Origin of the sequence: Pedobacter immunditicola (assembly GCF_037482985.1) — a bacterium.
Classification (GTDB): domain Bacteria; phylum Bacteroidota; class Bacteroidia; order Sphingobacteriales; family Sphingobacteriaceae; genus Pedobacter; species Pedobacter immunditicola.
Genome location: NZ_JBBHKC010000002.1, coordinates 377761 through 393450, shown reverse-complemented (window position 1 = coordinate 393450; position 15690 = coordinate 377761). Strand labels below are relative to the sequence as shown.

The window sequence follows — 15690 nt, the reverse complement described above, 5'->3', positions numbered from 1 at the left end:
TAATTATATCAAATTATAGTTCTCTGAATTTTTAATGCAGAACGCCAGATTGGAAGAAAAGCCAACGCAATGATTCCTCCTACAATCATAGCCACTACGCCCTGATTGGCCGTGAAGCCTAGACTAAAAACCCCAACACCAACAATTCCGATTGAAATCGCAATAACCTTAATTCCAAATATGTTTTGTTTTTGCGATTGATGGTGACTTGCCTTAGTTACATTAGGCTTTTCTTCAATGCCGCTCGTTTGGCTTTCCTGCACTACATTCGCTACTTGTTGCTTGTTGAAAATTTCTGCAAGTAAAAGCACAAATAAGGGTATGCATACCCCTAAAGCAGTTTCCCAAACTCTTGTTAGCCGGATATCCAATAGCGCCGGGGCAGCTATTTTAAAAAATAAGCTGATGATCAAGCCAGCTAAAGAAGCTAAAACCACTGATGTTGCGCTTTGTCTTTTAGAATACAAAGACCATATAATAGGAGCAAACAAAGCTCCGCCTGCAATGGATGCCGTACTGAGTACCATCTCCACAATACCTCCAACCAGTGGTACTAGCATTGCAATGATTATAGTTAATATTCCAAAAAAAACAGTAAAAATTCTTGCGGCACTGATCAGATTTTTCTCTGTTGCATGAGGACGTATGATTTTTTTATAAACGTCATGCGCAAATACGACTGCAACAAGATTAATGGTGGTATTTGCTTTACTTGCCGTGGCGGAGACCATCCCTGAAAGAACTAGACCAATCAAACCAGCTGGCAAAACCAATTGGCTGATCATCATGTAGGCACCCTCAGGTTGCAAACCAGTAAGACCAGGATTGAGTACCCGATAGATCATCGGAGGTAACATCCATATAAATGGACTTACCAAATACAAACCAGTAAATAGATAAGCAACTTTACGCGAATTAGCAACGCTGCTTACACTGGTATACCTTTGAACATATGCCCAGTTGCCCCCAATGTAAACAATTTGATAAGCCATAAAGGCCAGAAAGAATCCAGCAGAGTATTCAGGGTTTAATAGTTCAAAAAAGCGATCTGGCGCACGTTGAACAAAGCTATTCATACCGCCAACATGATGAAGTGCCAACGGAATAACTATTAATACAGCGGCGGTAAGAATTACAAATTGTACAACATCAGTTACCAATACGGCCCATAAGCCTCCTGCTGCAGTATAAAGAACTATGATACCACCAATTACTAAAATGCAGATATTAATAGGCAGGTCAGTAACCACATTAATCATTTTTCCAACTGGATATAGGACTGCAGCTGTCGAAACAAGGCTGTAAATCATAATCAGCAAGGTGTAAAACTGCTGAGTTTTTGTGCCAAAGCGACGGCCAATGTATTCTGCAGCTGTTATTGACCCTGTTTTTTTCCATTTACCAGCTATAAATACAGCTACAAAAAAACCTGCAAAAACCATTGTTAATTGAATCCCATTGGCTACAAAGCCATGTTTGTAAGCAATTGAGCCCCATACAACGAACGTGCCGGCGGAAAAATAGCTGATAAATAAAGAAAGACCATTGATCCACCAGGGCGTTTCGCCACCAGCTTCGAAATATGAATTAGAACTTTTGCTTCCAGAACGTGTAAATGCCATTCCTATACCAAGTATAAGAACTGCAAAAACACCCATCACTACATAATCAAGATTAGTCATATTATTATTAGGCGTTTATTAAGGGTGAGAAGATTTATGATTATTCCAAAACCAGGATTTTTAAACCGTAAGCCTCCAAGCTTAAAGCGGTTTCCAGCTGCATATTTATTTTTGAAAGACTAGTCCCATTACGGTCCATTACCGTGATTTTTTTAAATGTCTTACCATGATTTCCCCAGGTTAATTTAGCGTTGGCAACTTGCGGTTGATTATTTAAAACAACAAGATAGGTTTTATGGCTATCCGTAGATTTTGCAACGAAATAATCTACCTGAGGCAGGTTGCAGTGCACAAAATTTTCGGTTGTTTTCAACTCCACAGCTTGCTTAAAAATATGACCTGGTTTAAAATTATAAGTTCGGTGAGGCCCAACTTTAGGCGTTATAAATCCCTTGGGGAAAATGATATTACCATTAGAGCGCATTTCAGCTTCAGCCATAATATAGTCCGTAATCCATCCAATTTGCCACCAGGCATGGTGAGGGAACGGACCGGCTCCTGCATTCATTGTTGTCCAGTAATAAGAAGCTACACTTGTTTTTGAATCAACAAACGCATCGCGCCCAATTGCAGCAGCACGAGCCATGTCCATAAATATTTGGTCTTTGGTAATTTCATACATTCGAATAAATAGTCCTGCATGACTGGCAAGTAATATTGGTCCAGCTCCATTGGATGAGCCTAATATCCCACCGTGTTCAAAGCTCAATCCGGACTGTGCAATTTCCCAATCTTCCCTTACTACACCATTGACCAGCTTCTTTTGATGGCTGGGAATTGGGTGTGTATAAATCGAAGCTGTGTAGATTCTTGCTGTGGCTATTGCAGCTTGTTTGTAATTTTCCTGTTTTGTCAATTCATAAAGATCAAGGAAGGCCTGGGCAGTTTGTCCGGTAGCAAAATCTGCTGCATACCGTGCATCGCCGCAAACACCTAAAAAACTACCGGTATTTACTGCATGCTCAATCAGCCAATCTGCACCTTTCTGCGCAGCCACCAAGTATTTTTCATCACCCAATAGCTGATAAGCCACCATCAGCCCATAAAATGTAGGTCTAAGGTCACGCAGTTCCCTAAATATCTCAGCCTCTGTTTCCCGATCATAAGCTACAGCCCAACTTCCATCCGATTTCTGCCATTCTAATAAGGTCTCCGCGCCCATTCTTAAGCGTTCTTTCAGCTTTTGATTTCCAGGTTCAAAAAGCAAGATATTTCCGATGTCAAGCATCGTATAATAGGTCAAACCGATCGGTTCTACAACTGCACCCCATTCTTCTACAAACTTTTTCGACTTCGTCAGGTAGTATTGTCCAATGGCGGCACCTTTAAAAAAACCTTCCTCGTTTTGTTGCTGTACAAATTTAAAATTCATTGCATATGGCAGTCGCTGCTGTGTAAGAAGGGTATCTTTGGTCATGGAAGCCAACATCCACATCGCACCATAATCCGAATTCTTAATCGCGTCCTTATCTGAACCCACTACGCCGCCCAGATAAGACTGCGCACCAATACTCATGTTTTTATATTCTTCTACGTTCCATAAAGAAGTAACCGGATCTGTTAAATACTGATGCATTTCCTCGATTCTGGATGTCAAAGATTGCCTGTTTTTACGCATATTTAGCGCTTCTTTAAATTTATAAATATCATAAATAGCATGATTTAGGGCTTTAAACCAATCTCCGTCTGTGAGGCTATACCTGAAGCTGTAGCTTACAACATCACCTGTTTTTAGGGCCGAATTGGTTTCCCCTAAAACTGGATAATATAACGTTGGTGCAAGTTCAGATTTACGATTTTTGTGGGATAAACCTACGAGCCAGTTTCCATGGGTAATCTTATCTTTCGCATAAGGATCTCTGGCTAGACCTGGATCCGGAATTGCCGAAACTGTAATGCCATTGCTGGAACTAATCATTGGAGAAAGGGTACTCGCACTACGCTCCCTGTAAACAACAGGCAAATTTGGAACGCCATTGCCATATGCATAAGCCAGTACAAAATTCTTCTCGATTTTATTGCCTTGGAAATATCCTGGCACGGTAGCCCATGTTAAATCCTTTTCTGAAACTGGGGCTAAAGTTGGGCTAGCCATGGAAAAATATCCCGACTTTTTAACATGCAGCGTTTGTTTGATTACAATATCACTTGGAAATTTAGAATCAAAACTCCATTCGGTATCAACTATTCCCAGGTCTGTAACCTCCTGAAAGCTAATCCGATTATTTTGAATCCGTTTTGCATTTTTTGGATAAAAATAATAGGCTTCCCCTGCCGTATTCAAGGATACAGGATTGGTGCTGTCATTCCAGTTATTAATTTGATATTTGTATACTGGTTCAATAAAATTTACTCCTGTAGTGGTTTTAAATACCGAATCGGACTTTTTGGACGGTTTTTCAGCGCTGTAAAGCAAAGTACTTTCACCAGAAGGATTGCTCAGATTTATCCAGTTTTCATTTCTTTTTATTGAAAGCATTTTTATCTTCCAACCCGCAGCGCCTTTTTCCCATTCAATTTTAACCTGGTTGTTATTCATCACAAGCGGCTGGGCTTTTGGCTGGGCATAAATTGTGGTATAAAGGAATAGGAATACGCCTAAAACACCGACTTTTATTTGTCTGCTATTTCCAGGGATCATTTTGAGTTAATTTAGTGTTAGCATTAATTTCGTCTTGTGGAATTGGAAAATAACGATTCCGGGAAGTAGGTGTCCTTACTGGGAAAATATCATTTATAGCCTTTGGAATTACCGTCAAAAAAGTATTTGTGCGGGTTAGGTCATACCAGCGGTCACCTTCAGCGAAAAGCTCCCAGGAACGTTCTTGCAGAACAGCATCGATAAATGCCGTTGCACTCAGGCCAGGTGCTAATTTCTCTATTCCTGCTCTTGTCCTGACCACATCGATATAATTATAGGCAGTTGTCGTTGGTCCGTTTAACCGGGCTTCGGCCTCCGCAGCTATTAAATAAATATCAGCTAATCTTAAAATTGGAATATTTGCAGCAGTAGCTCCGCCAATATTATTCGGATCCGCATATTTCTTCACCAGCACACCGAAGGGTGTAACAGGTGTTATATTTTTTTGACGAACGACAGTCCCGGATAGGTTTACATAAGTTGTATCTAAAAGCTGTCTTCTTTTATCATTTACTGCAAATGAATTAAAGAAACTATAATATGCGAAAGCTGATCCAAAACCAGTTGTTCCATAAGTAGGTGAGCCCCCAACAGGAGAATAAAGCGATGTCATTTGTTGGGTAACTCCAGGGGAAGTAGATTCACTTTCATATGACCAGATGTTCTCAGTGCGCGCCGCATCTTTCATAGAAGCGGTAAATACACTTCTGGGATCCGGCATCAGCGAATATTTACCCGAATTTATAATCAATTGTGCTTTTGCCAAGGCGTTAGCCCAATCCTCGTTGTATAAAGCTACTTTAGCATACAATGCCTGTGCAACCTCAGCAGATACATGTCCTCTTACGATGGAGGCGCTATAGGGAGGAAGACTGGCAATTGCCAGGTCCAGATCTGCATAAATCTGTTTGTAAACATCTGCCTTTGCGCTTTTTTCATGGAAAGCATCTGCCTGTGTAGCTGTTGTCGTAGTTTTTATCACCACATCACCAAATGCTTTTGTCAATACCCAGAAATAATATGCTCTTAAATAATATGCTTCACCCAGAATGGTAGTCTTAACCTTTTCCTCCATTTCTATTCCTGGTACTTTCTCCAGAACAAGATTGCATTTTTCTATTCCAGTATAACAGCCTGACCACATAGCAACAGGAGATTCAGCTACCCTGTTATTACTAACTTGGACTGAAAAAGCAGGATCATAACTGAATAAAGTGAGCGTATTGCGACCAACTACCGGTCTTGGATAAACCTGATCAGCGCTAAAGTCACTGCTCATTAATATAGCAGAACCGTCATAAATAGTCCTTAAGGAACCATAAGCTGCCGTTAATGCGGCTTGCGCATCACCTGAAGTTTTATAAAATTGATTAGCACTAATCGTGGAAAATGGGGCCTCTTCCAGTTTATTACAAGCACATAATGTTGCTACGAGCAAGCAGTTCAATGCGATATATCTAAATTTTTTCATGATCTAATAATTAAAATGCTAGTTGGACGCCAAATAAGATTGATTTTGATTGTGGATAAACGATATTATCTACGCCTAAAACAGTGTTTGAATTACCAAAACTATTTACTTCCGGATCATAGCCGGTATAATTGGTCATAGTGAATAAATTATTTGCACTCACATAAAGTCTTAAAGAATAAATGCTTTTTATTGGAGGCAATTTGTAACCTAAAGTGACATTTTTAAGCCTTAAAAAAGAGCCGTCTTCAATGAAACGATCTGAAATTGGCAGCCTGCTCCCTTGATTTCCCTGTGTGCTTACAAATTCATTACTTGCATTTGTTGTAGACCACCTGCTGGCGACACCTGCGAAAGTGTTCTTCCCACCACTCGGGTTCTCGAAGTTATACCTACTTAAGTTATAAATCCTATTTCCTTCACTACCAGCAAAAAAGGCACTTAGGTCGAAATTTTTATACCCCATATTGCTTGAAAAGCCATAGATGAATTTAGGATTCGGATTTCCAGAAATTACCTGGTCACTGCTTGATATTATCCCGTCGCCATTAACGTCTTTTACTTTGGTCCCACCAACCCTACTGCCTGATCCACTTAATACCGTTTCGCCAGTTTGATAAATACCATCGAATACGTAGGTCTTAAAAATGCCAAGCGGCTGACCCACTTTTATAACAGAATAAGAGGATATAAACGTTTCGCTAACACCACCCACGATGCTTAATACCTCATTTCGGTTAATACTAAAGTTTCCATTTACACTCCATTTAAAATTACCAGTTAGTAGTTTTGCATTTGCAGCCATTTCTATACCTCTGTTCTGAATACTTGCAAAATTCCCCAGCATGCTGCTGTAACCAGATGATAAAGGAAGTAATTGGTTATAAATAAGTCCAGTAGTCTTTTTATCGTACACATCCACAATAAAAGTGATTCTGTTTTTCAAGAAAGCTAAGTCAACGCCAATGTTAGTTTGTAATGATTGTTCCCATCTTAAATCTGGATTTGAAATACCCGTGGCTGCAATCCCGAGATTATAGGCTCTGTTGAATTCGTAATTATTATTTCCACTCGTACCAACAAGTGAAAGAGACTGGTAAGGAGAAATTGCGCCGGCATTACCTGTTTTACCATAACTAGCTCTTATTTTTAAATCATCAATAAAATTCTGTTCCTGCATAAATGGCTCTTCAATAACCCTCCATGCAACAGCGACTGCAGGAAAGAAACCGTATTTGTGGCTTGCCCCAAAAACACTGGATCCATCCTTACGGGCAGTAAGGTCCAAAAAGTACTTATCTTTAAATCCGTAATTAATTCTTCCCAAATAAGAGTCAATCCGATAGGCAGTTCTGTTACTGCTTACTGATTGCACTAAACCCAGTTGTAAAGCTTCGTTGGCAGTTACATCATTACCAAAGCCATTTGAATTGGCAGAATTGCTGGTGAAGTGATTACTTTGGGTTGCAAATACCCCTGTAACTTTCAAGCTGTGGTGCTCGTGAAATTTTTTATCATAAGTCAGGATGCTTTCGTGCAATAGCAGCGTACTATTTGCATTCGTTTTGGCTGCATTTCCAGAAGTAACATTAACCGTTAAAGGATTAACAATCGACCTTGGCGAGTAAAAATTTCTTAAGCTGCTTTGCAAATCCGCGCTAAAGGAAGCTCTATAGGTTAATCCGGGTAATAACCTGGCCTCTCCAAATACATTGGCTAAAGTACGTTTTACATCTGTTTTGTTCAGAATAGATGCCAATCCCAGTGGATTCACAACTTCCGCATTTACACCACCTGACTGCAAAGCAAACGGATATAAAGTTCCGTCTTCCCTGTAAGGCAACAAAGTTGGTGGTGCTGCCAGTGCAGCACCCATTAAACTACCTGAGAATGCCGCGCCATCCTGACTGGTGCTGCCATAAGGAACACTGTTGTTGACCGAATAAGATGGAGACAAGCTGGTTCCCACCTTGAAAGTTTCACTGATCTGATGATCCAGGTTAACTCTAAAAGAGTACCTTTTGAAATCAGAATTAACCACAATACCATCCTGGGCGGTAAAATTTCCACTAACTAAGAATTGAGTTTTTTCACTTCCGCCATTAATACTTAACTGATGACTTTGTATTGGCGCAGTTCTGAAAATCAGTTCTTGCCAGTCAGTTCCTTCTCCAACGGATAACGGATCTGCGTAAATTATCCTGTTATAAACTTCATTATCTGATTTTGCAAATTCAGCAGCATTTAGCACCGCCAAAGTTTTAGTTACTTTCTGTTGCCCATAATAAGAATCAAATGCAACCTTGGTTGTTCCATTTTTACCACGTTTTGTAGTTATTAGAACCACACCATTTGCTCCTCTTGAACCATAGATAGCTGTTGAAGAGGCGTCCTTAAGCACATCAATTGATTCAATATCCTCAGGGTTTATTGTTGACAGTGGGCTTATATCAGTTATGCCTCCGGAGTTTACTACCTGTATACCATCAATCACATATAAAGGTTCAGAAGTTCCGTTGATACTGTTTATCCCTCTAATCCTTACACTGATATTTCCGCCAGGCGCTGCAGAGTTCTGCGTAATTTGAACCCCGGAAACTCGTGACTGCAGACCTTGAGCTACGTTGGCAATGGGCGTTTGAGTAAGCTCATCAGCTTTCACGGACGCAATTGCTCCTGTTGTCGCAGCCCTTCGTTGTGTACCGTAACCAACAACAACAACATCATTCAGAGATTTAGAATCAGGTAAAAGTGATATGTTTAACTGAGTTTTACCATTAAGGGGAATTTCTTTTGTTACATACCCAACAAATGAAAAAATTAGCGTAGCATTTGCAGGAACATTTATCAACTTAAAATTTCCATTTAAATCAGTTTCGCTCGCCTTTTTCGTTGATTTCTGGACTACAGTAACGCCTGGGATGGGTATCCCTTTTTCATCGTTTACAATTCCACTTACTGTTACCACATTGGTTTGGGCTCTGGCAAGCTCTGAAAAAACAAGCATTACAAACAGACACCATTTAATATGCCGAAGCACATAAAAGTAATTTTTCTTCATACAAGCTTATATTAAATATCTGGTTATGATAATGAATTTCCCTTTGTAACATTTCATTATCTAGAATGAATTTGGGAAATTAAAAGGATATAAAATATACTTATAGGTGATTATTCTTTTTGGGAACGCTCCCACTAATTGGGAGCGTTCCCAAAAAGAATAGATTTAACAGATTCTAAATTATTTAAATCTTAAGAAATTAATGACAAGTGTGCTTTGCCAAAGTTCATCTAGTCAAACAAGTGAGAGCTTACCATACTTTAAAAAAGTATTTTACATTCGTTTCCAGGGAAAATCTTACTTTAAGACTGTTCCCAATAGTTCGCTAACCAAATAAACAATGATGAGGTATGAAAGGTCACCAGATTACGATAATAGATATTGCTAAGGCACTGAATATTAGTAAATCCACCGTTTCACGGGTACTTACCGGGCATCCGAATGTAAATGCTAAAACCAGAGAAAAAGTAATTGAATTATCATTGAGTTTAGATTATCAGAAAAATATAATTGCCAGAAACTTAACAAAAGGAAGAAGCAAGACGATAGGGATCATTGTACCTGACTTTGTTTCTTCATTTTTCCCTGAAGTAATTTTAGGAGTTCAGGAAATTGCCAAAAAAAAAGATTATTTATTATTAATCATGCAATCAAATGAATCCTATGAGATGGAAGTCGCGAATGCAAAATTACTTTTAGGAAACCAGGTGGATGGCTTACTAGTGTCAATTACTCAGGAAACTTTAAATTTTGACCATTTTAAAGTTTTTGAACGAAAAAATATTCCAGTGGTATTTTTCAATCGCGTTTGTGATGAAATGATGGTACCAAAAGTTATTGTTGATGATTATGAAGGCGCTTATAAAGCAACCGAACATTTAATCAAAACTGGAAAAAAAAGAATAGCTCATTTAGCTGGTCCGAAATCACTTAAACTGAGCAAGCAAAGACTTAATGGCTATTTAGATGCATTAAGGCATTATAAACATGAAATAAATGAAGATTTGATTATTGTTTCGGATCTTTCAGCGAACAAAGGAGATGTATATATCAGCCATCTGCTGGATATGATAAACCCTCCTGATGCGATTTTTTGTATTAATGACCCGACGGCCATACAAGCAATTCAAATGATTAAGGCTAGAGGATTGAGCATTCCAGAAGATATTGCAATAGTAGGATTCAGTGATGATTATGCATCCAAATTAATTGGATTGACCACCGTTTCTCAACCTGTCGAAGAAATGGGTCGGACAGCAGCTCAATTGCTCTTCGATGAAATTGAAAGCGAAAAAAAGAAGTCGGTCATTTGTCAATTGAAAACTACATTAATTGTTCGCACGTCCAGTTAAGTAAATTATTTTTAAAATATATTTTTAATATAGGCTGAAGGATCATCCTCCGAAGTACTGTTTCAAGATCGACTTCTTCAGCGCTGCAACCTCCTTTAGTAACAATGGAAATGCAGGGACGGCCATTCCCCCATGATCAAAGCCTTGAAGCTCATATAACCTGGTTGATTGATGTCCGGCCAGTTTCATCATTCTGCGGAAGTAGGCATTCTCTTCATACCTGCCAAGCAATTCCATCTCCCGATCACCCGTGATCAGCAACATTGGTGGTGCATCTGCCCTCACATGATATAAAGGCGCATATTTATCGATGGTAGGCTGTATGTCTTTTATTCCCATTTCATGGCGAACAGTAAAGTGTGTAATCGCCTGGCCACTAAAAGGGATCAGTCCGGCGATGCTGTTGGCATCTATGTTATATTTGCTTAGGTATTGCTTGTCGAGTGTAACCATCGTTCCCAGGTACCCGCCAGCCGAGTGGCCTGATACAAAAATCAGTTTGTTGTTTCCTCCATACGCTGCAATGTGCTTGAATGCCCAGGCGACCGCAGCCGCAGCATCCTCAATATAAGCGGGCGCTGTTGCTTTTGGCGATAAACGATAACCCACGCCAATGATGGCGACTCCTTTATCTATTAACTCCCTGGGAATTTCTTTCCCACCTCCTGTAATTCCTCCGCCATGAAACCAAACTATGGTTGCAAAGTTCTTTACATTTTTAGGATAGTAGATATCAAGCTTACACTGAGACTTGACGTATGCATCTGTCACGGATGTGGAATCGGGGTAATAAAAGATATTGTTTTTGCGTCCCGAGATTTGTTGTCCGAAGCCATTAATACTGGTAAAAACAAAAACACAAAGTAAAAAAACACAAGAGGTGATGCTGCAATTAGTTTTGAGTCCAAATTTCATATAGTTTGCAATTGGTTATGTGGTAAGTTGAATAGTAAAAATTAATGTATACTAGCTCGGGTTACAATATTATTTTGGAAGTTCGCAATATAAATCATCGAAGTTTATTAAAAAAAATATCTTTACTTCTTCATACGGTAATCGTACGCCATGAAACTGGAAGTATTTAGTTTGATTGTAGCTCGTTAAATGCATACATTGAGTATACCAAATTATAAGTCTATGCGCTGGTAAACACTCCACCCAAACCGGAACTTGCAGCTATAGAAGTAGAGCCATCAATCCAACAGATTCTATAAGATACCAATTAAAAACTTCGCCGCCGGGAGCACAAGGTTCCATTGCCGATTACATGAAAATGTTTGCTAAAAAGGAACTGGTGTTTTACCGCATGGAAGGAAGGCCTGTTCCAAAGTTTGATTTTGTAACCATAGAAGGTGACAGATATACGAGTGAAAACACCAAGGGTAAAATACTGCTTTTAAAATGTTGGTTCATTGCTTGTGTACCTTGTGTCAAGGAAATGCCTGCGTTAAATACTTTGATCGAAAGCTATCGCCATAGAAAGGATATGGTTTTTCTGAGTTTAGCAACAGATGAAGAAGCGTCTCTTAAAACTTTTCTGAAAAACACAAAGTTTGATTACCAGACTGTGGCGGCACAAGCAAGTTATATGTCCGACAAATTAAATGTCTATGCTTATCCAACGCATTTTTTAGTAGACAAAGCAGGAAAGGTGGTAAAAGTCACCAACTCCGTTGACGAACTAGAAACGTTTCTTAAAAGGATGCTGGAGAAGCAGCCGTAACGTTCATCCAGCCTTAGGCCTATAGAAATCAAACAGGGAGAATAATTGCATGCCTAAACAAGTGGCAGGCTGAAGCAAAATGTTGAACCTTCATCTATTTTGCTTTCCACCCAAATTTTTCCATTGTGCCGTTGTATAATTTCTGAAGAAAGATAAAGACCAATTCCAAAGCCTGAAATGGTTTTTGTATTCATGCTTTCTATTCTAGAGTAACGGTCAAACAACTTTTCCTGATCCTCGATATTTATACCTATTCCATCATCTTTAATGCTTACCTGTACAACATTGGGTAATTCCACACAGGACACCTCAATATTGCAGGTTTTTTGAGAATACTTTATCGCATTGCTCAAGAGGTTACTAATTACCTGGCCGATCTTATCCCGGTCTGCATTTACTGTTAACTTGCAGCCTGGTAATAGGGTAATATGGTAACCAGATGTGCTTGTCATTACCTCCTCTACAATTTCTTTGACGAGCTCGTCAATTTCAAAAGTTTGCCTGTTCAGATAAATTTTACCATTTTCAAGTCGGGATACATTTAAGAAATCGTTGATCAAGGTGGTCATTTTTTTCACCTGGTAATTGGCCTTAGCCAGGGCATTAATACCAAATGTATCATTCACTTTTTGTGCCTTCGCAGCCAAAATCTGTAAGTAACCGGTAAGTGAGGTGAGCGGAGTTTTTAGTTCATGACTTACAATGGAGATAAAATCATTTTTTCGCATGTCGTCCAGCTTATGATCCGTCACGTCGTGCATGATACCGGTCAGGTACTCTGTTTTCCCCTCCTTATTATGGGTGAGATTTCCCATGGCCCTGACCCAGCGGAGTTTTCCATCCTGGAATCCGTGAATAGGGTACTCTATTTCAAATTTTTCGCCACTTGTAATTGATTTTTCGATTGAATTTCGGACTAAAGACTGCTGTTCGCTAACAATCTGTGCTATCATTAAATCAAAGGTCATTTGCTCCTCAGTGGGGAAGCTAAAAATCTCTTTGAGGCGATGCGAAGATATGAGTTCACGGGTATGTACATTTATAGACCAGGTGCCAATTTCACCCGCAACTGTCGCCAAACCAAGCATTTTACTGGTTTCCTTCAGTTCGTCCTGCATTTTCTTTAATTCCGAAATATCGTAAAAGGTGATAATAGCACCATAAATTTCTTTATTGCTTTTCCGTAAATAAGGGCTTGTCATGACCTGATAGATTTTCCCCTCGTTACTCTCTATTTCCTGTATGATGATCTCCCCATTGCTCATTACTTTTTTAATGTCTTCGATCAAGGTTTCAAACTTGATATTAGTCGTAATATTACTTAGGGGCCGACCAATATCACTCTCACGGATGTTAATATGCTTAATTGCTCCAGGAGAGTATTTTTTTAACAGAATGTCCCGATCTACAAACAGTTGTCCGTTAATGTTACTGCGGAAATAATTATTAAGGTCATCATTTAGGTTTGTCAGTTCCTCAATAGTGTATTTGTGTTCGGTATTTATGGTTTCCAGTTCTTCATTAATAGATTGGAGTTCCTCATTTGTACTTTGCATTTCCTCATTGGCTGACAATAGTTCTTCATTATAGGCCTGCATTGCTTCTTTAGAACTTTCCAGAAGTTCACTGGAGGAAAGCAGGTCTTGTCTTAACTGATAAATGTCTTCTTCTAATTGGGCAATGTACTCCTTGGTTTGGATATCAATACTAAAATCCTTTCCCGCCCGCTGACCTTCCGGTGTTTCGACAACAGGTTTAAAGAGCACCATCAAACCTTTTATTTTTGACTTCCTGTCACCAAAAGGACTGATTAACAAATCTACCCGACTGCTTCTGGCGGAATCAGGTTCAGTAAATTCAATGTTATTTATTCTCACCCGCTGATTTAACTTTACTACTTTATTTAAGGAGGCGCTAAAGGCCAACGCCAAAGTTTCCGGTAGTAATTGTTGCAAGTTAAAATTAAACCGCTCGGATTTAAGATACGGGGAAAGATCCCCAAAAGCTTGAATCACATTCCCTTCCTGATCTATGCTTACGCCGCAAAACCCGCTTTCGGTTAAGATCATTTCGGTCATACTGGGTAATAAAGCGGGCTGCATAGTAGAAATTTTATCCTTCGTTACATTTTTTATAAATTCCAGCGGAAGATCAGAGAGAGGGGCGCTCAGGGAGTTGTCAATGTTTATGCGCCGCTTGATGACCACACTTTGATAAATTTTCCATTTAGCACTTACCTCTGTAAAATCATCCTTTGCAATAGATATATTTTCACTGGAACCTAAAAATAAATAACCGTTTTTTCTCAGGCCAAAACTGAGTTTGGATAAGATTTGCTTTTGTAATGCTGGTTTAACATAGATAAGCATGTTTCTGCAGCTAATGAGGTCAACATCGCAATAAGGAGGGTTCTTAATTAAATCGTGTTGGGCAAAAATCAGCATTCTTCGTATATCCGGCTTTATCTTATAATTATTCACCCCCTTGTCAAAAAAGTCATCTAGTCGTTGCTGAGAGACAGTTTTAACAATTTTGTCTGAAAAAACACCTTTTGCAGCCTGGTTAAGTGCGGTCCTGTTGATATCAGTAGCAAAGATTTTTACATCGATTTCCATTTTGTTTTTAACCAGGTATTCTTTAATAAGGATCGCTAACGAATAGGCTTCTTCACCTGTTGCACAGCAGGCCACCCATATTTTAATATAATCGTTCCCGGATTTTTGTTCAACTATTTGCGGAATTACTTCATTTTCTAAAATATGAAATGCTTCGGCGTCTCTGAAGAAAGAGGTAACACCAATTAAAAAATCACCGATAAGGAGCTCGACTTCTGACGGATTTTCTTGAAGGTAGGAAAAGAAAAGGTTTTCATCTTTAATATTTTGGTGAAGCATTCTCCTCTTGATCCTGCGTTCAAGTGTAGGTAACTTGTATTCGGTAAAATCAAATGGAAACTGTCCTTTGATCAAATTTACAATATTGGACAAAAACTCCTCACTTAGCGGCGCATCAGGTTCAATGCCAATATTTTGATCTTCGTGGACATATTGTTGAATAGCCATAGGTAATTCCTCAGCCGGAAGTATATAACTGGTATTGCTGATGGCAATAGTAGCATTTGGCATCCCATCAAATTTCGCATTTGAAGGATCTTGAACCATCACCATGCCTCCGGCATTTTCTATAGCAACAGCACCACGTGAGCCATCGCTGCCACCCCCCGATAACACAACACCAATTGCTCTATTTCCTCTTTCCTCTGCTAAGGAAGTGAAAAATACATCAATTGTCATATGTGGTAAGGGCTGTCCTTCCTTTTCATACATAAATAACTGCCCATCTTTAATCCCCATATATTTTCTATTAGGAATTAAATAGACCTTATTGGTTTCCACCCTCATACCCTCCTCAGCTTCAAGAACTTCCAGGCTGCTGTGACGGGAAAGGATTTCCACCATCCGGCTTTTAAAATCAGGGGATAAATGTGGAATGATCACATAAGAAACACTATCCATGGGGGTGTGCTCAAAAAAAGCGGTTAGCGCTTCAAGTCCACCAGCAGAGGCGCCTATCGCTATTATATATTGATGCTTTGCCATTAGTAAATGTTATCCAGGTCAAAAATTAAATAGTTTTTTAAATTTTGCCAATCATGGTTAAGATTTTCAATCGCCAAAATGACAAATGAGATAAAAATTAATCAATAAATCAGTGATTTTTTGTAAAAAAACTTTTTACTTGAAAGATTTATTTGATTAGG

At 39.1% G+C, this 15690-nt stretch carries 8 protein-coding genes; 2 read left to right on the top strand and 6 right to left on the bottom strand.

The window, feature by feature from the left end:
• Positions 1–8: 8 nt before the first annotated feature.
• The 4 genes from WG905_RS04205 to WG905_RS04190 are packed head-to-tail and all read right to left on the bottom strand — an operon-like array spanning position 9 to position 8855.
• Positions 9–1682, bottom strand: a complete 1674-nt coding sequence (locus WG905_RS04205; RefSeq protein ID WP_339590455.1) for a sodium:solute symporter family protein — start codon at positions 1680–1682, stop codon at positions 9–11.
• A 40-nt stretch (positions 1683–1722) separates the two neighbouring features.
• Entirely contained in the window at positions 1723–4323 is a 2601-nt protein-coding gene (locus tag WG905_RS04200) for a glycerophosphoryl diester phosphodiesterase (RefSeq protein ID WP_339590454.1), read from the bottom strand.
• The gene (locus WG905_RS04195; protein WP_339590453.1) at positions 4307–5794 is read right to left on the bottom strand and encodes a RagB/SusD family nutrient uptake outer membrane protein; all 1488 of its coding nucleotides are present in this window, start codon (positions 5792–5794) and stop codon (positions 4307–4309) included. The genes WG905_RS04200 and WG905_RS04195 overlap by 17 nt, the downstream gene beginning before the upstream one ends.
• A gap of 10 nt (positions 5795–5804) precedes the next feature.
• On the bottom strand, positions 5805–8855 hold the full coding sequence (locus WG905_RS04190; RefSeq protein WP_339590452.1) for a SusC/RagA family TonB-linked outer membrane protein: 3051 nt from the start codon (positions 8853–8855) through the stop codon (positions 5805–5807).
• 350 nt (positions 8856–9205) lie between these two features.
• Between WG905_RS04190 and WG905_RS04185 the strand changes: the two genes are divergently transcribed.
• Positions 9206–10207: a LacI family DNA-binding transcriptional regulator gene (locus tag WG905_RS04185; protein WP_339590451.1), complete on the top strand. Its 1002-nt coding sequence runs from the start codon at positions 9206–9208 to the stop codon at positions 10205–10207.
• A 42-nt stretch (positions 10208–10249) separates the two neighbouring features.
• Here the strand turns inward: WG905_RS04185 and WG905_RS04180 are convergent, their stop codons facing one another.
• Positions 10250–11122 (bottom strand): alpha/beta hydrolase, encoded by an 873-nt coding sequence (locus tag WG905_RS04180; protein WP_339590450.1) that lies wholly within the window; start codon positions 11120–11122, stop codon positions 10250–10252.
• A gap of 358 nt (positions 11123–11480) precedes the next feature.
• Here WG905_RS04180 and WG905_RS04175 point away from each other — a divergent pair, with 358 nt between their 5' ends.
• Positions 11481–11930, top strand: coding sequence for a TlpA family protein disulfide reductase (locus WG905_RS04175; protein ID WP_339590449.1), 450 nt, complete (start codon positions 11481–11483; stop codon positions 11928–11930).
• A gap of 53 nt (positions 11931–11983) precedes the next feature.
• Here the strand turns inward: WG905_RS04175 and WG905_RS04170 are convergent, their stop codons facing one another.
• Complete coding sequence (locus WG905_RS04170; RefSeq protein ID WP_339590448.1) at positions 11984–15529, bottom strand: CheR family methyltransferase; 3546 nt, start codon at positions 15527–15529, stop codon at positions 11984–11986.
• Positions 15530–15690: the final 161 nt, after the last annotated feature.

What these genes read in the sequence shown, in the direction of transcription:
- WG905_RS04170 (WP_339590448.1), bottom strand. Translation starts at nt 15,529, where the DNA reads ATGGCAAAGCATCAATATATAATAGCGATAGGCGCCTCTGCTGGTGGA.
- WG905_RS04205 (WP_339590455.1), bottom strand. Translation starts at nt 1,682, where the DNA reads ATGACTAATCTTGATTATGTAGTGATGGGTGTTTTTGCAGTTCTTATA.
- WG905_RS04180 (WP_339590450.1), bottom strand. Translation starts at nt 11,122, where the DNA reads ATGAAATTTGGACTCAAAACTAATTGCAGCATCACCTCTTGTGTTTTT.
- WG905_RS04185 (WP_339590451.1), top strand. Translation starts at nt 9,206, where the DNA reads ATGAAAGGTCACCAGATTACGATAATAGATATTGCTAAGGCACTGAAT.
- WG905_RS04195 (WP_339590453.1), bottom strand. Translation starts at nt 5,794, where the DNA reads ATGAAAAAATTTAGATATATCGCATTGAACTGCTTGCTCGTAGCAACA.
- WG905_RS04200 (WP_339590454.1), bottom strand. Translation starts at nt 4,323, where the DNA reads ATGATCCCTGGAAATAGCAGACAAATAAAAGTCGGTGTTTTAGGCGTA.
- WG905_RS04175 (WP_339590449.1), top strand. Translation starts at nt 11,481, where the DNA reads ATGTTTGCTAAAAAGGAACTGGTGTTTTACCGCATGGAAGGAAGGCCT.
- WG905_RS04190 (WP_339590452.1), bottom strand. Translation starts at nt 8,855, where the DNA reads ATGAAGAAAAATTACTTTTATGTGCTTCGGCATATTAAATGGTGTCTG.